Source organism: Aminobacter aganoensis (assembly GCF_014206975.1).
Lineage (GTDB): Bacteria > Pseudomonadota > Alphaproteobacteria > Rhizobiales > Rhizobiaceae > Aminobacter > Aminobacter aganoensis.
The window spans coordinates 143,669-166,302 of record NZ_JACHOU010000004.1; the positions used below are offsets into that span (position 1 = coordinate 143,669).

At 64.6% G+C, this 22,634-nt stretch carries 20 protein-coding genes; 13 read left to right on the forward strand and 7 right to left on the reverse strand.

Annotation, left to right across the window (positions count from 1 at the left end; genetic code table 11):
* Position 1: 1 nt before the first annotated feature.
* Complete coding sequence (locus GGR00_RS11520) at positions 2-1,006, reverse strand: L,D-transpeptidase family protein (RefSeq protein ID WP_184699510.1); 1,005 nt, start codon at positions 1,004-1,006, stop codon at positions 2-4.
* 225 nt (positions 1,007-1,231) lie between these two features.
* On the opposite strand from GGR00_RS11520, the gene GGR00_RS11525 reads away from it, so the two are divergent.
* Complete coding sequence (locus tag GGR00_RS11525) at positions 1,232-1,372, forward strand: hypothetical protein (protein ID WP_184699511.1); 141 nt, start codon at positions 1,232-1,234, stop codon at positions 1,370-1,372.
* A gap of 27 nt (positions 1,373-1,399) precedes the next feature.
* Here GGR00_RS11525 and GGR00_RS11530 read toward each other — a convergent pair whose 3' ends face one another.
* Both GGR00_RS11530 and GGR00_RS11535 read right to left on the reverse strand, forming a co-directional pair.
* Positions 1,400-2,293, reverse strand: coding sequence for a LysR family transcriptional regulator (locus tag GGR00_RS11530; RefSeq protein WP_055970671.1), 894 nt, complete (start codon positions 2,291-2,293; stop codon positions 1,400-1,402).
* 17 nt (positions 2,294-2,310) lie between these two features.
* Positions 2,311-3,285 carry a YeiH family protein gene (locus GGR00_RS11535; protein ID WP_055970946.1) on the reverse strand — a complete coding sequence of 325 codons (975 nt, stop codon included), beginning with the start codon at positions 3,283-3,285 and terminating at the stop codon, positions 2,311-2,313.
* Between the two features lie 296 nt (positions 3,286-3,581).
* Between GGR00_RS11535 and GGR00_RS11540 the strand changes: the two genes are divergently transcribed.
* The 4 genes from GGR00_RS11540 to GGR00_RS11555 all read left to right on the forward strand — a co-directional run bounded on the left by GGR00_RS11540 (position 3,582) and on the right by GGR00_RS11555 (position 6,780).
* Positions 3,582-4,475: a DMT family transporter gene (locus GGR00_RS11540; protein ID WP_055970672.1), complete on the forward strand. Its 894-nt coding sequence runs from the start codon at positions 3,582-3,584 to the stop codon at positions 4,473-4,475.
* A 189-nt stretch (positions 4,476-4,664) separates the two neighbouring features.
* Positions 4,665-5,126 (forward strand): acyl-CoA thioesterase, encoded by a 462-nt coding sequence (locus tag GGR00_RS11545; protein ID WP_082496392.1) that lies wholly within the window; start codon positions 4,665-4,667, stop codon positions 5,124-5,126.
* A gap of 110 nt (positions 5,127-5,236) precedes the next feature.
* Positions 5,237-5,983: a hypothetical protein gene (locus tag GGR00_RS11550; RefSeq protein ID WP_156381096.1), complete on the forward strand. Its 747-nt coding sequence runs from the start codon at positions 5,237-5,239 to the stop codon at positions 5,981-5,983.
* Positions 5,984-5,985: 2 nt separating this feature from the next.
* Entirely contained in the window at positions 5,986-6,780 is a 795-nt protein-coding gene (locus GGR00_RS11555) for a hypothetical protein (RefSeq protein ID WP_055970675.1), read from the forward strand.
* A 51-nt stretch (positions 6,781-6,831) separates the two neighbouring features.
* On the opposite strand, the gene GGR00_RS11560 is transcribed toward GGR00_RS11555, so the two are convergent.
* The gene (locus GGR00_RS11560) at positions 6,832-7,740 is read right to left on the reverse strand and encodes a LysR family transcriptional regulator (protein WP_055970676.1); all 909 of its coding nucleotides are present in this window, start codon (positions 7,738-7,740) and stop codon (positions 6,832-6,834) included.
* A 134-nt stretch (positions 7,741-7,874) separates the two neighbouring features.
* Between GGR00_RS11560 and GGR00_RS11565 the strand changes: the two genes are divergently transcribed.
* The 6 genes from GGR00_RS11565 to GGR00_RS11590 all read left to right on the forward strand — a co-directional run bounded on the left by GGR00_RS11565 (position 7,875) and on the right by GGR00_RS11590 (position 14,390).
* Positions 7,875-8,831 (forward strand): ABC transporter permease, encoded by a 957-nt coding sequence (locus GGR00_RS11565; RefSeq protein WP_055970677.1) that lies wholly within the window; start codon positions 7,875-7,877, stop codon positions 8,829-8,831.
* Positions 8,828-9,814: an ABC transporter permease gene (locus GGR00_RS11570; RefSeq protein WP_082496379.1), complete on the forward strand. Its 987-nt coding sequence runs from the start codon at positions 8,828-8,830 to the stop codon at positions 9,812-9,814. Before GGR00_RS11565 ends, GGR00_RS11570 begins: the two co-directional genes overlap by 4 nt.
* A 32-nt stretch (positions 9,815-9,846) precedes the next feature.
* Positions 9,847-10,839, forward strand: a complete 993-nt coding sequence (locus GGR00_RS11575) for a sugar ABC transporter substrate-binding protein (RefSeq protein ID WP_055970678.1) — start codon at positions 9,847-9,849, stop codon at positions 10,837-10,839.
* A 28-nt stretch (positions 10,840-10,867) separates the two neighbouring features.
* Positions 10,868-12,439 (forward strand): sugar ABC transporter ATP-binding protein, encoded by a 1,572-nt coding sequence (locus GGR00_RS11580; protein ID WP_055970679.1) that lies wholly within the window; start codon positions 10,868-10,870, stop codon positions 12,437-12,439.
* Positions 12,440-12,515: 76 nt separating this feature from the next.
* Complete coding sequence (locus GGR00_RS11585; protein WP_055970950.1) at positions 12,516-13,460, forward strand: ribokinase; 945 nt, start codon at positions 12,516-12,518, stop codon at positions 13,458-13,460.
* 90 nt (positions 13,461-13,550) lie between these two features.
* Positions 13,551-14,390: a class I fructose-bisphosphate aldolase gene (locus GGR00_RS11590; RefSeq protein ID WP_082496382.1), complete on the forward strand. Its 840-nt coding sequence runs from the start codon at positions 13,551-13,553 to the stop codon at positions 14,388-14,390.
* 84 nt (positions 14,391-14,474) lie between these two features.
* On the opposite strand, the gene GGR00_RS11595 is transcribed toward GGR00_RS11590, so the two are convergent.
* Positions 14,475-15,410: a LysR family transcriptional regulator gene (locus GGR00_RS11595; RefSeq protein WP_055970681.1), complete on the reverse strand. Its 936-nt coding sequence runs from the start codon at positions 15,408-15,410 to the stop codon at positions 14,475-14,477.
* 118 nt (positions 15,411-15,528) lie between these two features.
* Here GGR00_RS11595 and GGR00_RS11600 point away from each other — a divergent pair, with 118 nt between their 5' ends.
* Together GGR00_RS11600 and GGR00_RS11605 are read left to right on the forward strand one after the other, a co-directional pair.
* Positions 15,529-16,449, forward strand: a complete 921-nt coding sequence (locus GGR00_RS11600) for an NAD(P)-dependent oxidoreductase (protein ID WP_082496383.1) — start codon at positions 15,529-15,531, stop codon at positions 16,447-16,449.
* A 42-nt stretch (positions 16,450-16,491) separates the two neighbouring features.
* Positions 16,492-17,499, forward strand: coding sequence for an NAD(P)-dependent oxidoreductase (locus GGR00_RS11605; protein ID WP_055970683.1), 1,008 nt, complete (start codon positions 16,492-16,494; stop codon positions 17,497-17,499).
* Between the two features lie 212 nt (positions 17,500-17,711).
* Here the strand turns inward: GGR00_RS11605 and GGR00_RS11610 are convergent, their stop codons facing one another.
* Positions 17,712-21,488, reverse strand: a complete 3,777-nt coding sequence (locus GGR00_RS11610) for a vitamin B12-dependent ribonucleotide reductase (protein WP_055970684.1) — start codon at positions 21,486-21,488, stop codon at positions 17,712-17,714.
* Positions 21,489-22,128: 640 nt separating this feature from the next.
* Complete coding sequence (locus tag GGR00_RS11615; RefSeq protein ID WP_184699512.1) at positions 22,129-22,623, reverse strand: NUDIX hydrolase; 495 nt, start codon at positions 22,621-22,623, stop codon at positions 22,129-22,131.
* Between the last annotated feature and the right edge of the window lie 11 nt (positions 22,624-22,634).

The window sequence follows — 22,634 nt, forward strand, 5'->3', positions numbered from 1 at the left end:
CTCATTCGTCCGGGGAGTGCGGGTCGGCCAGGGCGGCATCAGGCCGGCTGATCGGAACCGAAGTCATTGACGTCCTCTTGGCCAGGTCGGCCTGGCCGTCGCGCTTGAGCAGCTTGCGGAAGCTGGGGTGCATGCCACCATCGGCATAGGCATGGGCCGAGAGCGCGGTCCCGGTCGAGATGAGGTTGCCTGCCGTAACTGTATCTGCCTGCGTCTTGGCGGCAATCTTCGGATCGTCGCCATTCAGGGCTGGCGGGCAGGCTGCAAGCACGTCGCGCGGTTCACCGCCCTCGAACTCCCTGTCGAAGACATAACGCCCGCCGCAGGCGGACACCTTGGGCTGCCGGCGGGTTACCTCGAAAATATCGTAGCCTCGCTTCAGGTCGGACCAGAACGCGAAATTGGGATCGGAACCGTTTTTCGCCATGTTTCCGGGTGTCATGCGAAACGGAAATGCCTGGACCTGGAACGAGCCCTGGCCGCCGGCAAGCGCCTCGCGCGCCACCGCATAGATTTCGGCGACGCCTTGATCCGTGAGGGCGAAACAGCCGGACGACGAGCATGCGCCATGCACCATGAGGGCTTCGCCGGTATAGCCGAGAGCCGACTCGAGCCTGTTTGGGTAGCCCAGGTTGAACGACAGGTAGTATTGCGAGTTGGGGTTCAGCATCCCGGCGGAGACATGGTAGAAACCTTCGGGCGCCTGCCTGTCGCCGGTGCGTGTCTTGGGCCCGAGCTTGCCTGACCATCGGCACATCGGATAGGTCTTGAGCAGCGCGAACTTGCCGCTCCGGTCACGCTTCCAGACCTCGAGTTCGCTTTCCTGCTTGAAGATCCGGATGAGAATGGGCGCCGCCGGCGACATCGCCTTGCGCGACATTTCCGCCTTGAGGGCGGCCGGCACTGGCCGGGTCGCCTTGCCATCCACCTCGAGCACGCTCGAGACGCAACTGCTCAGCAAGACTGCAAGGGCTGCAACCGCAGCCGTTCTCAGCGCATTTCGCATTCGTAGATACCATGTTGTGCCGGCCGAATTGCCCGGCGTGGTCGACACAGTTTCGACCCATCATGGTTAAGGCAATGTTTCCGCCGGCGTGAGCGGCAATGTGGCGCAGCCACCGGCAGCATCCAGTCGCCACTCCTTGGGTTAGAAAAGGCGAAGCGACACCGAGGCATCCCCATGCAAGCTGCACCTGGCACGATGAGACACCTGAGCGCCGAAGAAAGCCAGATGATCCAGCGCCGAAGAGCACGTTCGAACTGGATCATTCTGACGATCCTTGCGCTATTCGCCGGCGGTGTGTTCGCGCTCAGCTTCTTCCACCTTGCTGCCGAGGCGCGCCCGCCTCAGGAAACAGTGTCGCCCAACTGATCGCCACCGGCGAGATTTGTCGTTCCGTCAGGCGCGTCGCGGACCGGCGCCGACAAGTCCGAGGAATTCGCGTGCCGCCCGCGTCGCATAACGCTCCTTGTGGCGGAGCGAGAAGAAGCGGCGCCTGGGCAGTTCGAAATCGATGGCAACGAGCGTGCCGGCCTTGAGCGAGGCTTCGGCGACGAGCCGCGACATGACCGCGACGCCGGCGCCGGCCTCGACCGCGGCCCGGACGGCCTCGTTCGACGGCAGTTCCAGAGCGATGTCGAGGCTGCCCTGTTCGAGGCCGCGGGCGGTGCGGACGGCCTCGAAATGCGCCCGCGTGCCCGAACCCGGTTCGCGCAGGACCCAGCGCGCGGCCTGGAGGTCGCGCTGGCTGCCGGGGGCATTGCCGGTCCAGGGATGGCCGGGAGCTGCGACGAGAACCAGTTCGTCTTCATCGACCGGCTCGATGGCCAGGGCCGGATCGTCGACTTCGCCCTCGACGAAGCCGAGATCGGCAACGCCGTCGCGGACCAGTGCTGCGACCGTTTCTGTGTTGCCGATGGTGACGTCGAGGTCGATGCCGGGATAGCTGGACCGGAAACGATGGGCGATGCGTGGCAGCCAGTAGTTGGCGACCGTCTGGCTACCGGCGAGCTTGAGCGCGCCGCGCTTGAGGCCGGCGAGGTCGGCAAGTACGATCTCCGCCGACTGGGCGCGGGCGAGCACCGCACGCGCCTCCGACAGGAAGATGCGGCCCGCATCGGTCAGAACGATGCGGCGGCCGACGCGGTCGAAGAGCTGGGTCTGGTAGCGCGCTTCGAGCACCGACACCGCGGCACTGGTCGCCGACTGCGTCAGGTTGAGCGCTTCGGCGGCACGGGTGACGTGCTCGCGCTCGGCCACCGCCACGAAGATCCTGAGCTGTTCGAGGGTCACGGCATTCCTTTCAGTCGTCAGCCGGCAAGCTTGACCAGCATTAGACTGAAAAGCGCAATGAAAAGGAATGCGCCAAGACCAAGCAGCAGTGGACGGGCGCCACGGGCGCGGAGCTTGGCGACGTCGGTTTCGAGGCCCATGGCGGCAAGCGCGGTGGCCAGAAGGAACGTGGTCAGCGTGACGATCCACGTCTTTGCCTCGGCAGGGATCTCGACCAGGCTGTTGAAGCCGACCATGGCGATGAAGCCGAGCACGAACCACGGCATCGGGGCAGGGGCGCCGTCCCGGGCCGAGCCTGCCGACCTGGCGTGGCTCCTGGCAAGGACACCGAGCGCGATCACCACAGGCGCCAGCATCATGACGCGGGTGAGCTTTGCCACCGTGCCGAACTCGCCGGCCTGCTGGCCAGCCTGGAAGCTTGCCGCGACCACCTGGGCGATCTCGTGGATGGAGGCGCCGGCCCACAGGCCATAGGCATGGGCGTCGAGGTGGAGCAGACCGGGCAGCAGCGGATAGGCGAACATCGCCACCGAGCCGAAGACGGTGACGCAGGCGACCGCATAGGCAACGTCCTCGTCCGGCGCGCGGGTCACCGTATTGGTGGCGATGACCGCCGAGGCGCCGCAGATCGAGGTGCCGGCGGCGATCAGTTCGGCCAGCTTGCGGTCGACGCCGATCGCCTTTCCCAGCCACAGCGTGAAGCTGAAGGTGCCGACGAGCGTCGCAGCAATGATGGCGATGCCGGTGGCACCCACCTCGGCGACCTGGCTCGCTGTCAGTTGCAGGCCGAGCAGGATGATGGCGAAGCGCAGCAGCTTGCGCATGGAAAAGGCCACGCCCGCCTTGGCTGCAACCGGAGTGCCCCACAGATTGTGCACCGCCATGCCGATGACGATGGCGATGATCATCGGGCTGAAGCTCGATATGCCAGGAACCAGCCGCAGCGCAAACGCGATGCCGGCGATGGCTACCGTCAGCGCAACGCCGGCCAGGAGGCCGGAACGGCTTTGGTGGCGCGCCTGTTGTGGGCTGACGGTGACGGTGTTCGGGTCGAATCGACTGTGGGCATTCATGGCTTGGTCCTTTCGGGCACAAGCTATGGTCGCGCTTTTGATCAATCCAACGCGTAATAACGCTTGAATCGTTCGAGACAGTCGATTGGTTTCGCGGTGGCCCTGTCGCCGCGGTGCCGTGCCACTCGACGAAACATCGGGCGCATCTATAGCGGTGAATCAGAAGATGCGAATGTACCGCCTCTTCGTACGTACTCTTGCCAGTTGGAACATCGATGCCTGTTCACGAGATCGCAGCAATCGGGGCCGCGACATGCTGGGCCGTAACGGGATTGATCTCGGCCGGCCCCGCCGGCTATCTCGGCGCGCCGGCATTCAACCGCCTGCGGCAGATCTTCGTGACGGGGCTGCTGGCAATCTATGTCGTGTTCACCGGCACATGGCGCGAACTCGACGCCGGCAGTGCGGGACCGCTGCTGCTGTCCGGCCTGATCGGCATATTCGCCGGCGACACGCTGCTGTTTGCGGCGTTGAACCGGCTCGGACCCCGGCGCTCCGGCATCCTGTTTGCGTTGAACGCACCGATTGCCGCCGTGCTCGGCTGGCTGTTGCTGGGCGAGGATCTTGCGCCAATGGCTGCCGCGGGCATCGGCCTGACGGTTGCCGGCGTGTTGCTGGCAATCCTGTTTGGCAAGCGCCGGGCGCAATTGCATGCGTGGGAAACGGTGAAGGGGCCGTTGTGGATCGGTGTGGCGCTTGGACTGGGGGCGGCTGCCGGCCAGGCCATCGGCTCCATCATCGCGCGCCCGGTGATGGCGACGGGCATCGACCCGTTCGTCGCCTCGATGCTGCGCGTCGGCGTCGCAGCCCTGTGCCTGAGCGTGCTGATCCAGTTGCCGATACCGGCGGTCAAGCCGAGGGCGCCGCTGACATGGAAGATCGCCGCGTTGACGGCACTGACCGGCATCATCGCGCTCGCCATCGGCATGACGCTGCTGCTGTTTGCGCTTTCGGGCGGCAAGGTGGGCATCGTCTCGACGCTTTCGGCAACCTCGCCGGTGATCATCCTGCCGATGCTGTGGGCGCGGACCGGCGAACGCCCGGCCGGCGGCGCCTGGGTCGGGGCAGCGCTGGTGGTCGCGGGCATGGCGCTGATCTTCATGCGCTGACGAGGGCCGCGGCTGCGTGGCGGGCTTGAATTCTCTCGCGCCACAAGGGCACCGAGCCGGTTTGTTTTCCGCACCCGGACCGGGCTGAAACTGGTATTTCAGCCGCATCTTGGATAGCGTCGAATCGTTAGGGTGCGACGTGCAGGGAAAGGGTCATACGTGGAAGACAGGGATACGCGCCGGCTGGAAATGGTCGTGCTGATGACGCCCGAAATGGCGAATTTCAGCGGCAAGGTGCATGGCGGTGCCTTGCTCAACCTGCTCGACCGCGTCGCCTTTTCATGCGCCTCGCGCTATTCCAACAAATACGCCGTCACGCTGTCGGTCGACCAGGTGGTGTTCCGGGAGCCGATCAATGTCGGCGAGCTGGTCACCTTCCGGGCGTCGGTCAATTTCGCCGGCCGCACCTCGATGGAAATCGGCATCCACGTCGAGGCCGAGAACATCCGCTCCGGCCAGCGGCGCCACACCAACTCGTGCTATTTCACCATGGTGGCGGTCGATGATGACGGCCGCCCCACCGAAATCCCGCCTTTCGTGCCGTCGACCGACATCGACCGCCGCCGCCACCGCGCCGCCGAACTGCGCCGCGAACTGCGGCGGGAGTTCGAAGCGCGCTTCCGCGCCGCGGCGAATGCGGAAGAGGGATAGGGGAGCGGGCATTCCTCCCAAGTGCTGTCGGCGCGAACGCCCAGACAACCACGGAAATGGCGATCTTTTCAGGTTGTTCTGATCTTTTCAGGCTATTCTGATATGATGCCGTGACCGAAGAGACGACATGCAGCCAAGTCTCCCAGGCAGCTAGTACTGGCATTGAAGTCTGTTCGGATGTGGGAGGGGGTTCCACCATGCGATACTGGTTCATGGCTTGCGCTTTCCTGTTGTCTTCAGGGGCTCACGTCGGCGCAGAAGAGCTGATTTGCGACGACCCCGTGACCAATTCAGCCATCATTGGTTTTCCGCCGGGTGCCACTGTGGTGATGTATGAGGACCCCGGAGCGCATACGTGCCGCTTCTCGGTCGACGGCTGGAGCGCAGGCAGCCCGCCACGCGACGCCTTGCAGGCGGCACAACGACATATCGCTTCCAATCTGGCCGACTTCATCAACACGCGCGGTGCCAAGGACAATGGCCTTGCCCCGGCGATCGGCTTCCTGTTGGCGGCGGCCTCTCCCTTCGACAGCGGCGATCCGCGCCTTCAGCAGCCGCCTTACTCCGATGCCATCGGCGCCTGCCTGGCCAACTATCCCGACGCCGACAGGCGTCCGGTGCGGGCCTACAGCGATGCCAATGCGACCCTCGACGGCTTTTGGTGCGCAGTCGCGGATCCACGTCTGGCGACCGGCGCCGAAGGCCGGACAGGGATGCTTTCGGAGCTCAAGGATCTGTTTTCGCGGGAGGTCGAAAGCGGCATCACCTTCGTCGAGCTCACCTCGCCCTACCTCATCATCCGCAACGATCGCGAAGGCGGGCGGGAGTATCTGTTCATGGCGCTGCCAGGGGTCTGACCGTGGCCAGGGACGGCAAGCAGGACAGCAGGAAGCCGCGCGCCGCCAAAAAGCTGGGCGGCACGAAAGCGCCTCAGCCGGCGATTCCGAAGCAGGGCAAACCGGCCGTCGACGGCAAGCCGACGGCGGAAATGGCCCCGGACCAGGATCAGGGCAAGCCGGCTGCCGGCGACAGGGTGGCCGACGAGAAGACCACGGTCGCCACCCCTGCAGGCAATGTACAGCCAGGGCAGGGCCTGAAACCTGCGCGCAAGGGTATCGTTGCGGGTTTCATCGAATGGGTGAAGGAAAGGGTGGCCGGGGCGTTCAATTCGACAATTGAAGGGCTCATCGCAGTGGGTGCCGCAGGTCTGTTGCTCGCTGTGGTCACCTATTTCGGCTGGTCGTTCATCGCGGGATACTTCGGCGTGGAGCCGGAATATCCGCCGGCATATGACGAGAATGCAGCCAAGAACCCCAACGGTCCCTATCATTTCATGCCGATGGTCGACTATGCGCGGAATGCCCTGGGCATGGAGGTCAACTGGGACCCGCCGATTGTCAAGGACAGCACCGCCATTCTCTATCCGAAGGCCCTGTCGGTGCAAAAGCTGAGGGGAAACGTGCTCGAACAGTTCGAGCAGGCGTATCCGCACTGCCTGGACATGACATGGAGCGAGGTGCGGGCCGACCAGGGCGGCGAACCCAGACAGGTCGTGACACTGCGGCTCGGACGCGTTGAAGGTCCGGGCAAGCGAGCCGGGGACCCGCGAAAATTCTATGCCTGCAAGCTGGAGAGCAAGCCCGCGTCCCCGTGACGCCTCGAGCGATCCCTTGAGATGCCGCGATGGCTGCGCTCCATCGGCGCCTTAACTGGCGATCCGGCGCAGCAGTTCGCTGACGAACCTTTCCGCCTGGTTGGACAGGCTCGGCCGGCGCCTTTGGATGATGACGTTGCCGCGTACCGTGTCCAGCGCCGGCGAGTTGAGCCGCACGAGCCCGGCGTCCTGCAGCGACGACAGGGGAAAGCGTTCCGGAAGGATGGTGATGCCGAGGCCGCGGGCTGTGGCATCGAGCAGGTAGCGCACCGAGTTGGTTTCGATGCGTATCGGGATCCCGTAGCGGCGGTTGTGGTTCTGGACCAGCCGGCCCAAGGCGGACGTGACATCGAACGAAATGAGCGAAACGTCCTTGTCGAGGTCGGGGTACCTTGCGATGGCCTCGTCGTCGAAATGCTTGCGCGAGTAGACGATCGAAAGCCGTTCGCGAACGAGCTGGGTCTTGATCATGTCGCCTGGAAACAGCGAATTGTCATGCACGATCCCGAAGTCGAATTCGCCCGTCGAGACCTGCCTGACGATCTCGGCGCTGTTGTATGTGCGGATGTTGACCGACAGCTCCGGGTTCTCCAGCGAGAACGTGCCGACGAGATCCCACAGCGTGTCGATGAAACTGCAGGTCTCGATCGCGCCGAAGACGATCTGGCCCTTCAGCTTTGGCGAGCGGCTGTCCAGCTCCATGATCGAGGCATCGATGTCGTCAAAATGCGACTGGACGCGGTTGAGCAGGAATTCGCCGTGGGCGGTGAGCGTCACGCCGCGCGTCGTCCGTCGGAACAGGCTGACGCCAAGCGTTTCCTCGAGTGAATTCATCTGCTTGCTGAGTGCCGGCTGCGAAATGCCGACGATGGCTGCGGCCTTGTGAAGGCTGCCGGCGCGCGCGATCCGGATGAAGGAGCGCAGGTAGTGGTCGGTCACATGCTGCGTGGTCTTTTTCATCTCAGCTCCTTGCCGGAAACGACGCAAGCTATCAGTACCAGTGATAACTTGAAGTTATTGCGGCGACAAGCGTGCAAGCCTTCGCAAGCCTGAAGGCACTAGGCATACTCCTTCTGCACTAAGGGAGGAGTGACATGCCAGCTATGATCATGACCAGCGGCGCGCGGCATGCGCCGGTTATCGCCGCAGCGCTGACATTGTTGGCGGCATGGCTTTTCATCCCGCAACTTCTCGACCTGCAGAACGTCAACCAGGTCCTGCGCCAGATGGCTGTGCCCGCGATCATGGCGCTGGGGGTGACCTTCGTCGTCATCGCCGGCCGCCTCGATCTGTCGGTCGGCTCGGTGTTGTCGTGCTCCGCGATCGCCACGATCACGCTGCTCAACGAGGTCGGGCCTGTTGCGGCCATAGCTGTCGCCCTGGCGATCGGCGTGCTCGTCGGCTGTCTCAACGGTTTCCTGGTCGCTTACCTCCGCCTCAATTCGCTGATCGCAACGCTCGGAACGCTCTCCATCGTCCAAGGCATGGCGCTGATCTACACCGGGGGCGCCAATGTCGTGATGAGCGACCTCGAAGCGTCGACCTGGTTCACTTCGATCAGCCGGGGCTACGTTCTCGGCATTCCGTCGCCCGTCGTCCTGACGCTGGTTCTTGCGGTGTTGTGCGGCGTGCTGCTGCATGCCAGCACCTTTGGGCGCAAGGTCTTCGCCGTCGGCGGAAACTCCATCGCCAGCGCCTATTCGTCGATCGATGTCCGCCGGACGCTGTTTGCCACCTATGTCATCGCCGACGGTTTTGCCGCCATCGCCGGGGTTGTCTACGCATCCAGGGTCATGACCGCCCGCCACGACTCCGGCGTCGGCCTGGAACTCCTGGTGCTGTCGGCGGTGATCCTGGGCGGCACGAGCCTCATCGGCGGATCGGGCAGCGTGCTGCGCTCGATCCTCGGCATCGTCGTCATCGGCGCGATGCAGAGCGCGCTGCTGCTTCTCGGCTTCCCCTTCTACATGCAGTGGATCGCGGTCGCCGTGGTGCTGATCGCCGCTGCCTGGATGAACGTCATTTCTCGCACGGGGAGGGAGGTCGCATGAGCCTTGCCACCGATCGCCTCCAGCCGTCCGCCACGTCGTTCGACGGCCTGAAGACCTTCATCCGCAGCAATTCGGTCTGGCTGCTTGCGCTTGCACTCGCAGTCTTCTTCAGCCTGCAGAGCGCGTTCTTTTTGACGCCGTTCAACATCTCGAACGTGCTGACGCAATGCGTCTTCGTCGGCCTGCTGGCCATCGGCATGACGCCCGTGGTGATCAGCGGCAACATCGATCTCTCGGTGGGCGCCGTCGTCGGCCTGACCGCTTGCATCGTCGTCGCGCTTCAGCCTTACGGGCTAGGCGTGGCGGTGCTCGCAGCCCTTGCCGCCGGCGTGCTCGTCGGGCTGGTCAACGGCCTGATCGTCGAGAAGATGGGGATCAGCTCCTTCATCGTCACACTGGCGATGATGAGCGGGATCAGGGGGCTCACCTTCCTGGCCATCGGCGACATTTCGCTGTCGTCGACCGACGATCGGCTGAACGCCTTCGCCATGCTGGCCATTGGCCCGATCTCGATCGTCGTCGTCCTGTTCGCCGGCCTGGCTGCAGTCGTCGGCTTCGTGCTTCGCTTCACGCCGCATGGTCGCAACACCTTTGCCATCGGCGGCAACAGGAGTGCGGCGGTCGACGCCGGCATCGCGGTCTCGCGCCATGTCATCGCGAATTTTGCCCTGTGCGGGCTGATGGCCGCCATCTGCGGCATCGCCATGGCCGCCAATCTCGGCGCCGCAGCCCCGTCGTTCGGCCGCGACTACGAACTGCTCGCCATCACCGCGGTCGTGCTCGGCGGCACGCGGCTGCAAGGCGGCAAGGGCGGCGTGACCGGCACGCTGGGCGCCGTTCTCGCGCTGGCCATCCTGCGCAACGGCCTCAACCTGCTTCGGGTCTCGCCCTTCTACATCCCCGTCATCGTCGGCGTGGTGCTGATCATAGCTCTCGTCCTCGACCGCCAGGTCAACGGCCAGGCGATGCGCCACGGCGAATGAAGCGCACAAAAGTTCAACAAAGGGAGGAATACATGTCGTTCAAAACATTGATAGCGAGTGCTGCGATTGGCCTTGCGCTCATCGGCAACGCCGTGGCGGCGCCGCCGGACTGGTTTCCCAAGGAGAGCAAGAAGCCGTTCGAGGAGATCGTCGTCGGCTTCGCCAATCTCGGGCCCAGCCTCAACGGCTATGCGGCAGCCTACTTCAAGGCATTCAACGAATATGCGGCGGAACTGGGCGTCAAGCCGATCATGACCGACGCCGCCCTTGATCCGGCCCGCCAGGCCGACCAGGTCCGCGACCTGATCGCCCAGCAGGTCGACGTCATGATCGTCTGGCCGGTCAACGGCAAGGCCATCGTGCCGGCGGCGCGGCAGGTGGCGCAGGCAGGCATCCCGCTGATCATCTCCAATTCGATGATCGACGAGTCGGGCATGGAGGCGATGACCAGCTACACCGGTCCCGACGACTATGCCGAGGCCCAGGAGGCGGGCAAGATCATGGCGGCTGCGTTGAACGGCAAGGGCAACATCGTCCTGCTCAACGGCACGCCCGGCTATCGCATGGCGCAACTGCGCTACGACGGCTTCATGGAGGTCATCTCGAAGTATCCCGACATCAAGGTGCTGGATTCGCAGCCCGCAGACATGTCGCAGGCCAAGGGCCAGACCTTGATGGAGAACTTCATCACCCGCTTCGGCAAGCAGATCGACGGCGTCTATTCGGTCGATTCCGGCGTCGGCTTCGGCGCCCTGACGGCGGCGCGCGCCGCCATCCAGGAAGGCACGCTCGAGGCCGGCAAGATCAAGTTCGTCGATGCCACCATGTATGGTTTCGTCTGGGACCTGATCAAGACCGGTGAATATTACGGGTCGGTCTACCAGTCGCCGGAGGAAGATGCCCGCCTTGCCTTGCGCAGCGCCCTCAAGCTGGCGGCCGGCGAGAAGCTCAAGCAGTTCGAGTACCTCGAGACGCCTGGCGTCACCAAGGCGAATGTGGACACCATCTCGCGGCCCAACTTCTGAACCGGTAGGCCTCTTCAGGGAGTGAGCAATGCTTGACCGCAAGGTTGATGAAGATCGCAGCCGCGAGGGTTTCGCGGCTGCAGGTGAACCCCTGATGCGCATCAGGGGTATCGCCAAGGCTTTCCCGGGCGTTCGCGCGCTGGCCGGAGTGAATCTCGACGTCTTCGCCGGCGAAGTCCATGCGCTGTGCGGCGAAAATGGCGCCGGCAAGTCGACCCTGATGAAGATCCTGGCTGGCGGCATCCGGCCGGATGCGGGCGAGATCCTGCACTCGGGCGCAGCCTACGAGCCGAAGAATCCCCGCGACGCGCGCAACGGCGGTGTCGTGCTGATCCACCAGGAGATGTCGCTGGCCCCGGATCTGTCGGTGGCCGAAAACATCTTCCTCGGCAGCCTTCCGTGCAAATGGAACGGCATGATCGACCGGCGGAAGCTGAACGACGATGCCGAGCGCGCGCTCAAGGCGTGCGGCTATGACATCGATCCGGCGGCACGGGTCGGCGACCTGCCGATCGCCCGCCAGCAGATGGTCGAGATCGCGCGCGCGGCGGCATTTCCGTGCTCGGTCGTGATCTTCGACGAACCGACGGCGACCTTGACCGAAGCCGAGGCGGAATCACTTTTCCGCACCATCGAACGGCTGCGCAAGAACAACGTCGCCATCATCTACATCTCGCACAAGATGAAGGAGATCTTCCGCCTGTCGGACCGGATTTCGGTGCTTCGCGACGGCGAGACGCAGGCGACGCTGCGCACGGCGGATGCGGACGAGGCTCAGGTCATGAGCCTGATGATCGGCCGGACGCTGGATCGCCGGCAGGCGTCGACGTGGAAATTTGCCGGAAACGAGGTGCTGACGGTGTCGGGACTGTCGTCGCCGGGGGCATTCGAGGATGTCGGCTTCAGCATCTCCGAAGGCGAAATCCTCGGCCTCTACGGCCTCGTCGGCGCCGGCCGTTCGGAACTCGCCGAAGCCATCTTCGGCCTGCGCCCGGCCAGTGGGACCTTGCTTTGGCGGGGCCGTCCGGTCACCGTCAGGCATCCGCGAGACGCCGTGGCGCTGGGCATCGGCCTGGTGCCGGAGGACCGCAAGAAGCAGGGGCTCGTGCTCGGGGCCGGGGGGCGCGAAAACGTCATCCTTGCCAATTTGGCCAGGCTTTCGGCCTGGGGCCTGCTGCGCAGGACCAGGGCGGCGGCGCTCTATTCGGAATTTACCGAGCGGCTCCGCCTGCGCAGCCCGTCGCCGACGACTGCGGTGGTCACGCTGAGCGGCGGCAACCAGCAGAAGGTCGTGCTGGCGAAATGGCTGGCCACCGACCCGAGGTTGCTTATCCTCGACGAGCCGACACGTGGCATCGACGTCGGCGCCAAGGACGAGGTCTACAAGATCATCCGGGAACTGGCGGCAAATGGAATGGCGGTACTGTTGATCTCGTCCGAAATGCCCGAGGTGCTGGGGCTCAGCGACCGCATCGTCACCATGCACCACGGCCGGCTGACCGGCGAGTTCAAGGGCGGCGAGGTTGGGGAAGAAGATCTCATCCGCGCGGTGATGAGCACGGACCACAACCGGCCGGCAAAGCCGCCCGCGGCGGCCTGAACTCCGCCGCGAACCGAAACATGACGACCGGCGCGGACCGGTCCACGAAGAATTCAACGAATCCAGGATGATGGACATGGCAATGAGTGGGAACTGCAGGATTACCGTCGTCGGCTCGAACATGATCGACCTCGTGAGCTATCTGGACCGGGTCCCCGAACGCGGCGAGACGGTCTTTGGACGGTCGTTCGACCAGGGCTTCGGCGGCAAGGGCGCCAACCAGGCGGTGATGGCGGCCCTTCTCGGCGGTCAGGTAGACATCGTGACATGTGTCGGCGACGACCTGTTCGGGCCGAAATGGTTCGACCATTTCAAGGCCTGCGGCGTCGGCACCGGCCACATCTCGACCATCGCCGGCATCTACAGCGGCGTTGCCGCGATCTGGGTCGAGCCGGCGGGAGACAACAGGATCGTGCTGAGTGGCGGCGCCAACGATCATGTCTCGCCGGGCCTTGTGGACAAGGCGTTCGACGACATCGACGCAACCAACGTCGTGCTGTCGCAGCTGGAGATCCCGCAGCCGGCGATCGTGCGGGGCTTTGTCCATGCGCGTGCTCGCGGCGCGGCAACCGTTCTCAATCCGGGGCCGGCGTCGGCGCTTGGCCAGGACCTTTTGGGGCTGACCGATTGGCTGCTGCCGAACGAGACCGAGCTGCGCCTGCTTGCCCGCGAGATGTTTGGCCTGGAGCATGACGACGACGTGGCCCTGGCCAAGGCGTTCGCCCGCAAGAGCGGCATCAGGCTGGTCGTCACCCTTGGCGACCGCGGGGCGGCCTATGTCGACCCCGCCGCCGCCGATGACGCCGTCTTGTTTGCCGCCCCGAAGGTGAGCGTCGCCGACACCACCGGCGCGGGCGATGCGTTTGCCGGTGCCTTCGCCTATGGCCTCGCCGCCAAGATGGGAACCGCGGCCAGCGTCCGGCTGGCCATCGCCGTTTCAGCCGACAGCGTCACCCGGCGCGGCACCTCGGTTTCTTATGCCCGGGGCCAGGCGCTGGAGGCGATCCGGCACGCGCTCTAGCCAGCGGCCCCGGTCTGCCCTGGATGATGAATTCGAACGAGCAGCCCAGCGACTGGCGCTGCAACCAAACTGTAAAGCAAAGGACGAGACATGAACGCTCTATCGCGAGAGGATTCCGGGCGGCAGCGACCATCGGTGGCGGGCGGCAACCGAGGGCCTGGATTTGAGCTCAGGATGGAGCGCCTGTTTTCGCATGCCGACGGCCGGAGCCTCATTCTCGGCGTCGACCATCCCTTGTTCGAGGGCCATGTGTCGGGCCTGGAGAACATTCCCCGGCTGCTGTCGACCCTGCCGGAGAACGCCCTGGACGGGCTGCTGGTCAGCCCGGCGACGATGCAGGCGATGTCCTCGATGAAGCGGCTGGCGACATGCCACGCCATGCGCCTCGACACCACCGGCGCCTTTCGCCAGCACGGCGGCTCGGACATCGAGGCGACGTTGGTCGCTTCGGCCGACGACATCGCCCGCTCCGGTGCCGATGTCGTGGCCTGTTTCTTCCTCGTCAACGCCCAGGGCCACCGGCGGGTCGCCGACCACCGCGGCCACCTGGCCGGAATCGCCGCCATGTGTCGCCGCATCGGCCATCCGGTGATGGTGGAGGCGCTAGCGGTGGACGATGACGGCAACACGGTGCGCGAGACATCGCAGATCCTGCATGCGGCGCGGCTGGCGGCCGAACTGGGCGCCGACCTGCTGAAGATCGACGCCCCTCACGATGTCGCCGATCTCGGCGACATCGTCGATGCGGTCGGCCGGCCGGTCTTCATCCGCGGCGGCACCCCCAGGGACAAGGTCACCGACACGCTCCGCGATGTCGAGGCCTACGTCGCCCGTGGCGCCACCGGCCTCGTCATCGGCCGCAGCATCTTCCAGGCGGCGCAACCGGCCGAACTGCTGAAGAGCCTCCACCGCGTGGTGCATGGCGGCTGATCTGCGGCGCCGCGGCGGCAGTCGAAAGGGGCCGGGCCCGAGCCGTCAGCTCGGGCTTCGGCCACAGGAACGCCTGCGGTCTTGTCATCGTGCAAAGGCGTTCTGGCTGTGGGCAGCCGCCACCAAGAAGTCCGCCAGCCTTTGAGCCTCGCCAGCCAGTGGCGCGCTTTCGCTGTGGCAGAGATAGTAGCCCCTGTCGGTGCGCAGGACGTCCTGGGTAAGAGGCACCAGTCGCCCGGCCGCCAGTTCCGACTGCAGCAAGGCTACGCTGCCCAGTGCAATGCCATTGCCGCGGATCGCCTCGCCGATGGTCTGGGAATAGGTGCTCATGGTCTTGACGTGCCAGCCCTCGGGCCCCTCAAGCGACAGGCCGTCGAACCACACGCGCCAGTCGACCCAGTCGGGTGCCGAACGCAGATAATTGAGCAGCGGCGGACCGTCGGTTCGACGGCAATGCTGGAACGGGCCGCTGCCGTCGGCGCCCAAGGCGGCGGCCAGCGCAGGCGACGCCATCGGCACCATTTCCTCGTCGAGCAGCCGTGTCGTGCGGCACCCCGGAACCAGGCCGTTGCTGTAGACCACCAGCAGGTCGCTCTTGCCGGAGAGAAGGTCGCCCGTGTTGTCGGAGGTGACCAGCCGAGTCGGGCAGGCATCGCCGGACAGCCCGAAGGCCTGCAGCTGGGCTGTCAGCCAGAACATGCCCACGACGGTGTGGGCGCCGATGGAGAGCGGCCGCATGGCATGCTCGCGCAATGTGCCCAGCCCCTGTCGGAGGAATTCGAGCGCCATCCCGACGGTGTGATAGAGGCGTTCGCCGCTCTCGGTAGGTGCCAGTCGCTTGCCGTTGCGCATGAAGAGCGGTTCGCCGATCCATTCCTCGAGTTGATGGATGCGCTTGCTGACCGCGGCCTGCGAGACATGGAGTTCGCTGGCGCAGCCGGTGAAGCTTCCCACGCGATGGGCGGCCTCGAAGAAGATCAGGAGGTCCAGCGGCGGCAGCGCAGTCCGATATTTCCTCATAACCACTGGTTATTAGGATTGCGGAGTTTTTTCAACGTTTGTCAGCCGGGGAGGCGGGTGCATTGTCCCGTCTAGGCGCCCCTGTCGGAGGCGCTCCATTGCCACCGGAGACTGCAAGATGACCTCTTTGCCGCGGATTGGTTTTGTCGGACTGGGCAACATGGGCGGCCCCATGTGCCAGCGGCTTGTGGGAGCCGGATATCCGGTGAGCGCCTTCGATCTCAATCCGGATGCCCTCGAAAGGGTCGTGGCTGTCGGTGCTGTGGCGGCCACTTCCGCAGCAGCCTGCGCGGCCCAAGCCGATATCTTCCTCACATCCCTTCCGAGGCCGGATCATGTGGAAGCCGTCATGGCCGGGGACAATGGAGCCTTGGCGCATCTGAAGTCGGGAAGCCTTTGGGTCGATCTCACCACGAACCGCAACGAACTCGTGTTCCGCCTCGCGTCGCAAGCGCCGCAAGGTGTGGCGGTGGTCGACTCTCCCGTAACGGGGGCAGTGGATGGAGCGAGGAACGGCAAGCTTACCCTGTTCGCCGGCGGCGACCAGGTGTCGTTTGACCGCGCCGCCGAGGTCCTCGGCCATCTCGGGCTGGTCATTCATTGCGGTGCCCTCGGCACTGGTAACGTCGTCAAGCTGGTGACCAATCAGCTGTGGTTCATTGGTGCTGCAGCCATCGGCGAAGGCTTCGCCACGGGCATGGCGAACGGTGTGGAGTTGGGCACATTGTGGCACGCGATCCGCAGCAGCGTCGGCGACAGCTTCGTCGCGCAGCATGACGCTCCCTCGATCTTCGCCGGGCATTACGACCCTTCCTTCTCGCTCGACCTCTGTCTCAAGGACCTGCGTCTCATCCAGGAGCTGAACCGCAACGTACGTGCCGCACTGCCGATGACGACAGCGGCCGAAGGCGCGTTCGCCCTTGCCGCCAGCCGCTACGGTGCGCAGGCGGCGGAACTGCATGTCGCCAGGCGCATCGAGGACGACGCTGGCATTTCCATGCGGCTTGAAGGTGATTGGGTGCCGCCGTGGGAACAGTGAGGCGGCAGCAGCCAGGGTCAGGAAATCCAAGGGAGTGTTGAGATGAAGGTCGGTTTCATTGGACTCGGCACGATGGGCAGGAACGCCGCGCTGAACGTGCTCAGGAAAGGCTACGAAATGGTCGTCTTCGACGTCCGGCCTGAAGCCTTGGGGCCCCTGGTCGAAAAGGGCGCAAGGGCTGCCAGCAGTCCGGCAGACTTGCTCGACCAGGTTGAAGTCGTGGTGACCATGGTGTTCGGCCCAAAGGAAATCGAGGCCGTCGTTCGCGGCAAGGATGGTTTCTTGACGACCGACTGTGACGGCAAATACTGGATTGACCTCACCACCAGCAGCCCTCAGCTGATGCGCGACCTCGGCGCCGAATTCCGGAAAAGAGGCGGCGCAGCCGTCGACGCGCCCGTCACCGGTTCCGTGGACTCGGCCATTCGCGGCGACATGATCATGTTCGTCGGCGGCGAGGATGCCGACATCGAGCGGGTTCGTCCGGTGATCGAGGCGATGGGCGAGATCCGCAAGGTCGGCAGGCATGGCAACGGCTATGTCGCCAAGCTCGTCAACAACCAGCTCTGGAAGATCCATGCCGCGGCCATTGGCGAGGCGATGGTGACGGCCAAGGTTGCAGGTCTCGAGCCTGACGTCTGGTGGGCTGCCATGAAGGGCGGCGCGGCTGACAGCTTCGTCATGCAGCATGACGTTCCCTCCATCTTCGCCGGACACTACGATCCCTCCTTTCCCCTGGCGCTCTGTCTCAAGGATCTGGGCCTGATCGCGGAGCTGATGAACGAGACCGGTACGCGCAGCGAACTCACCCGCGCAACGCACGACCGCTTCAGGGAAGCCGCCTCGCGCTATGGCAAGGATGCGGGCGAGATGACCGTGTGCAAGGTGATCGAGGACGACGCCAAGGTGGAGTTGAGGGTCGCCGGAGATTGGATCGCCCCCTGGGAGATCAAGCATCCGGCGCTTCCTGAGCGTGCTGTCGGCGCAGTGAGCCCGATTGCTGCGAGCGGCCTCTCCGCTTCGTCATCCTCGAGCTTGATCCGAGGATGACGAAGCAGAGAGGCTGAAGCATCCGTTCGAATGGAGAAGCGGCGGCCGCTCTGTGCGTTGGAACACAGCCGCGATGTCGCTACGCTCCTGCTTCCCTGAGATGACGAAGCGCTGAGGTGCGCCGCTCAAAACAATAGGCCGCACTGAGGCGGCCTATCTGTTGTTTCATTGGGCTGGGAGGCTGGCAGCGCTTCTTACGCCCCCCCTTTACCTCAGCTACAGCCGCTCGTCGCCCCGCAGGTGTCGCACTTCTCGCAGGTGCCGTTGCGGACCATGGTGAAGTTCTGGCACTCCGAGCAGGAATTGCCGGTGTAGCCCTGCAGCATCGACTTGGCGCGGCGGTCGGCGGCGAGCTTCTTGGCGTCCGCCGCTTCCTGGGCCGCGGCGTCGGTGAACAGCGCGTTCGCGGCCGAAGCTTCCTCTTCCTCGAAGGCGGCGTCGTCGGCCAGTTCCTTGGCGCGCTCCTCGTAGTCACGCTTGTAGGCGGTGGATTCCTCCGCCGAGATCGCGGCCTTGGGGGCGAGCGCCAGCACGTTGGAGCCGGAGAAGGCGGTCACGGGCGTGGTACGCGCCGGGCTTGCGGCCGCCGAACCCTTGGGGTCGGAACCGGCGACGCCGGAGACGACCTTGAGCGGGGCGCCGCGGGTCAGGCCCTTGGAGAAGGGCAGGGCTTTGCCTTCGGTGATGCCCTTGCCGAGCGCGGTCTTGTCGAAATCCGACTGGTCGACATGGGCGAGGTCGTGGCGGCCAAGATAGCTGACGGCGAGCTCGCGGAAGACGTAGTCGAGGATCGAGGTGGCGTTCTTGATGGCGTCGTTGCCGACGACCATGCCGGCCGGCTCGAACTTGGTGAAGGTGAAGGCCTCGACATATTCGTCGAGCGGCACGCCGTATTGCAGGCCGAGCGAGATCGAGATGGCGAAGTTGTTCATCATCGCGCGGAAGGCAGCGCCTTCCTTGTGCATGTCGATGAAGATTTCGCCGAGGCGGCCGTCGTCGAACTCGCCGGTGCGCAGATAGACCTTGTGGCCGCCGACGACGGCCTTCTGGGTGTAGCCCTTGCGGCGGTTCGGCAGCTTTTCGCGCTCGCGGTAGAGCCGCTCGATGACGCGCTCGACGATCTTTTCGGTGACCTGCACCGCCTTGGCGGCGGCGGGTGCTGCGATCAGCGCCTCGACGGCGTCGTCCTCGTCCTCGTCCTCGTCGGCGATGAGCGAGGCGTTCAGCGGCTGCGACAGCTTGGAGCCGTCGCGGTAGAGCGCATTGGCCTTGAGCGCCAGCTTCCACGACAGCATGTAGGCGCTCTTGCAGTCCTCGACCGTCGCCTCGTTGGGCATGTTGATGGTCTTGGAGATGGCGCCCGAGATGAAGGGCTGGGCGGCGGCCATCATGCGGATGTGGCTCTCGACCGAGAGATAGCGCTTGCCGATCTTGCCGCAGGGGTTGGCGCAGTCGAAGACGGGCAGGTGCTCTTCTTTCAGGAATGGTGCACCCTCGAGGGTCATCGCACCGCAGACATGGATGTTGGCGGCTTCGATGTCGCGCTTGGAGAAGCCAAGTGCGGGCAGCATCTCGAACGAGAAGTCGTTGAGCTGCGCGTCGGTGAGGCCGAGCACGTTCTTGCAGAAGTCTTCGCCCAGCGTCCACTTGTTGAACACGAACTTGATGTCGAAGGCGCTCTTGAGGGCTGCGTTCAGCGCCTCGATCTTCTCGTCGCTGAAACCCTTCGCCCGGAGCGAACCGGGGTTGATGCCCGGCGCCTGGTTGAGATTGCCGTGGCCGACGGCATAGGCCTCGATCTCGGCGATCTGGCTTTCCGAGTAACCGAGCGTGCGCAGGGCTTCGGGCACGGCGCGGTTGATGATCTTGAAGTAGCCGCCGCCGGCGAGCTTCTTGAACTTGACCAGCGCGAAGTCGGGCTCGATGCCGGTGGTGTCGCAATCCATCACCAGGCCGATCGTGCCGGTGGGAGCGATCACGGTTGCCTGGGCGTTGCGGTAGCCATGCTCCTCGCCGAGCTCGATGGCGCGGTCCCAGGCGGCGCGGGCGTGGCTCACCAGTTCGGGCTGCTTGAGGTCGGACGCGACCAGCGGCACCGGATGCACCGACAGCTTCTCGTAGCCGTCCTTGTCGCCATAGGCGGCGCGGCGGTGGTTGCGCATGACGCGCAGCATGTTTTGGGCGTTGCGGTCGTAGTCGGGGAAGGCGCCGAGCTCGGAGGCCATTTCGGCCGAGGTGGCGTAGGCGATGCCGGTCATGATCGCCGTCAGCGCGCCGCCGATGGCGCGGCCTTCGTCGGAGTCATAGGGAATGCCGGACGTCATCAGCAGGCCGCCGATATTGGCGTAGCCGAGGCCGAGCGTGCGGTACTCGTAGGACAGCTTGGCGATTTCCTTGGACGGGAACTGCGCCATCATGACCGAGATTTCGAGCACGACGGTCCACAGGCGCACGGTGTGTTCGTAGGCCGCGATGTCGATCTCGCCGTTCTCCATGCGGTAGGGCAGGAGGTTGATCGAGGCGAGGTTGCAGGCCGTGTCGTCGAGGAACATGTATTCCGAGCACGGGTTCGACGCACGGATGGCGCCCGCGGAAGCGCAGGTGTGCCAGTCGTTCATCGTGGTGTTGAAGTGCAGGCCCGGATCGGCCGAGGCCCAGGCTGCGTAGCCGATCTTTTCCCACAGGTCGCGGGCCTTGAGCGTCTTCAGCACCTTGCCGTCCTTGCGGGCGGTCAGGTGCCACTCGCCGTCACCTTCGACGGCGCGCAGGAAGTCGTCCTTGAGCGAGACCGAATTGTTGGAGTTCTGGCCGGAAACGGTGAGGTAGGCTTCCGAATCCCAGTCGGTGTCGTAGGTCTTGAATTCGATCGAGCTGTAGCCCTGCTTGGCGAACTGGATGACGCGGTAGATGTAGTTCTCCGGCACCGCGTTCTTCTTGGCGGCCTTGATCTCGCGCTTGAGCGCGGTGTTGACGGCCGGGTCGAAGCAGTCGTCATCCTGGCCTTCGCAGTTGACGCAGGCCGCCATGATCTTGCTGAGGTGCTGGCGCACGATCTTGGAGCCGGTGACGAGCGCCGCCACCTTCTGCTCTTCCTTCACCTTCCAGTCGATATAGGCCTCGATGTCGGGGTGGTCGGCGTCGACGACGACCATCTTGGCGGCGCGGCGCGTGGTGCCGCCCGACTTGATGGCACCGGCGGCACGGTCGCCGATCTTGAGGAAGCTCATCAGGCCGGACGAACGGCCGCCGCCCGACAGCTTTTCGCCTTCGCCGCGCAAATGCGAGAAGTTCGAGCCGGTGCCCGAGCCATATTTGAACAGGCGCGCCTCGCGCACCCACAGGTCCATGATGCCGCCCTCGTTGACGAGGTCGTCGGCGACCGACTGGATGAAGCAGGCATGCGGCTGCGGGTGCTCATAGGCCGACTTCGACTTGGTCAGCTTGCCGGTGAAGGGGTCGACATAGAAGTGGCCCTGGCCGGGGCCGTCGATGCCATAGGCCCAATGCAGGCCGGTGTTGAACCACTGCGGCGAGTTCGGCGCCACGCGCTGGGTGGCGAGCATGTAGGACAGCTCGTCCTTGAAGGCGCGGGCGTCGTCTTCGCTCTTGAAGTAGCCGCCCTTCCAGCCCCAGTAGGTCCAGGTGCCGGCGAGGCGGTCGAAGACCTGTCGAGCATCGGTCTCGGAGCCGTAGCGTTCGTTTTCGGGCAGCGTGGCCAGTTCGGTCTCGTCGGGAACCGAGCGCCACAGGAAGGAGGGAACGTCGTTCTCCTCGACCTTCTTCAGGCGGGCGGGCACGCCGGCCTTGCGGAAATACTTCTGCGCCAGGATGTCGGCGGCCACCTGGGAAAACTGCGCCGGCACATCGATGTCGTCGAGGCGGAACACCACCGAACCGTCCGGATTCTTGATCTCGGAGAGCGCCTTGCGGAATTCGATCTCCGCATAGGCCGATTGTCCATCCTTGGTGAAACGCCGCTCGATGCGCATCGGTCGATTTCCTTTTGTCTATATATAGCGTCTTTCGCGGGAAATTTCCCCTTGCGATACGAAAGACGCAAAGCCGATCTTGCCGGCCGCCCGAACGACCGGTCACCATTTCCCGAACGGGCCGCCGCCAGACCGGAAATCCTCCTTGCGGAGCGCCTTCCCGCCAGCCTGCGGACCGCCTCGGGTCCTTGAAACTGAAACTTTGTTGCGATTCCCTCGTTGAGGGAGAACTCACACTATCTAGCGTCCAGGCTGCCTGCAAACACTAAATATAGTGTTAACAGAAGATTTCTGCCAGTCCCCAATTTTTACCCGTTGACCCCTCGGACATACCGAAACCGCGCGCGACAGCGCCCCGCCTGTGCGGGTGCAAATGCGAGCGGGAACTCACTAAATCTGGAGAAAGGACCGGGCTCTGAACTTTCCGGTCACGCACTCAACAAGCGCGCTTGAGTCATAAAAAGCGACTCGGGCGGCAACGTCAAGAATTCGTTTATGCAGTTTTTGTGACCCCAACATCTTGTGTGTCACTTGTGTGGATAACGGGGAGAACCGGCTCCATCAGCGAAGCCGGCATCCTTGCTCGCGAAGACCCCGCGAAGGCTGCGGCCGATGCCTCGCAGCAGCAGAATCTTGCGCCTCAGGCGGCGACTTTTCCGTGCGCCGCGCCGAAGGACGAGATCAGCCGGCACAGGTCGGGTTCGTTGACCATGCGTGCGGCTTCGGCGGGCGAGACCCATTTGCGCGTGCGCTGGCGCCGTTCCTTCCACTTCTCGGCGACCTTGCGCACCTCGAGCGGGTAGACCAGCACTTCGCAGGCGACCCGTTCGCCGCTCCCGAGCTCCTTGGTGTAGAAATAGCGGCCGGCTTCGTGGGTATCGACCGAGCCGCTGAGGCCGGCCTCCTCGCTCGCTTCGCGCGCGGCGGTCTCGCACAGCCGCTCGGAATCTTCCGGCCAGCCCTTGGGCAGGACCCAGCGCCCGGTGTCGCGACTGGTGATCAGCATGATCTCGATGGCGCCGGAGGCGGTGCGATGCCAGGGCAGGGCGGCGACCTGAAGCCGGCATGCGGGAGCGCCGAACAGCCGGCGTATGCGCTCGACGAGGTGGCTGTGATAGACAGGCTTCATCAGCATCGGCAGTCCCA

Bases quoted from the DNA above. Each gene is read 5' to 3' on its own strand.
- GGR00_RS11520 (WP_184699510.1), bottom strand. From the start codon at position 1,006: ATGCGAAATGCGCTGAGAACGGCTGCGGTTGCAGCCCTTGCAGTCTTG.
- GGR00_RS11525 (WP_184699511.1), top strand. From the start codon at position 1,232: ATGATCCAGCGCCGAAGAGCACGTTCGAACTGGATCATTCTGACGATC.
- GGR00_RS11540 (WP_055970672.1), top strand. From the start codon at position 3,582: ATGCCTGTTCACGAGATCGCAGCAATCGGGGCCGCGACATGCTGGGCC.
- GGR00_RS11545 (WP_082496392.1), top strand. From the start codon at position 4,665: ATGGTCGTGCTGATGACGCCCGAAATGGCGAATTTCAGCGGCAAGGTG.
- GGR00_RS11560 (WP_055970676.1), bottom strand. From the start codon at position 7,740: ATGAAAAAGACCACGCAGCATGTGACCGACCACTACCTGCGCTCCTTC.
- GGR00_RS11565 (WP_055970677.1), top strand. From the start codon at position 7,875: ATGCCAGCTATGATCATGACCAGCGGCGCGCGGCATGCGCCGGTTATC.
- GGR00_RS11570 (WP_082496379.1), top strand. From the start codon at position 8,828: ATGAGCCTTGCCACCGATCGCCTCCAGCCGTCCGCCACGTCGTTCGAC.
- GGR00_RS11575 (WP_055970678.1), top strand. From the start codon at position 9,847: ATGTCGTTCAAAACATTGATAGCGAGTGCTGCGATTGGCCTTGCGCTC.
- GGR00_RS11580 (WP_055970679.1), top strand. From the start codon at position 10,868: ATGCTTGACCGCAAGGTTGATGAAGATCGCAGCCGCGAGGGTTTCGCG.
- GGR00_RS11585 (WP_055970950.1), top strand. From the start codon at position 12,516: ATGGCAATGAGTGGGAACTGCAGGATTACCGTCGTCGGCTCGAACATG.
- GGR00_RS11590 (WP_082496382.1), top strand. From the start codon at position 13,551: ATGAACGCTCTATCGCGAGAGGATTCCGGGCGGCAGCGACCATCGGTG.
- GGR00_RS11595 (WP_055970681.1), bottom strand. From the start codon at position 15,410: ATGAGGAAATATCGGACTGCGCTGCCGCCGCTGGACCTCCTGATCTTC.
- GGR00_RS11600 (WP_082496383.1), top strand. From the start codon at position 15,529: ATGACCTCTTTGCCGCGGATTGGTTTTGTCGGACTGGGCAACATGGGC.
- GGR00_RS11605 (WP_055970683.1), top strand. From the start codon at position 16,492: ATGAAGGTCGGTTTCATTGGACTCGGCACGATGGGCAGGAACGCCGCG.
- GGR00_RS11610 (WP_055970684.1), bottom strand. From the start codon at position 21,488: ATGCGCATCGAGCGGCGTTTCACCAAGGATGGACAATCGGCCTATGCG.
- GGR00_RS11615 (WP_184699512.1), bottom strand. From the start codon at position 22,623: ATGCTGATGAAGCCTGTCTATCACAGCCACCTCGTCGAGCGCATACGC.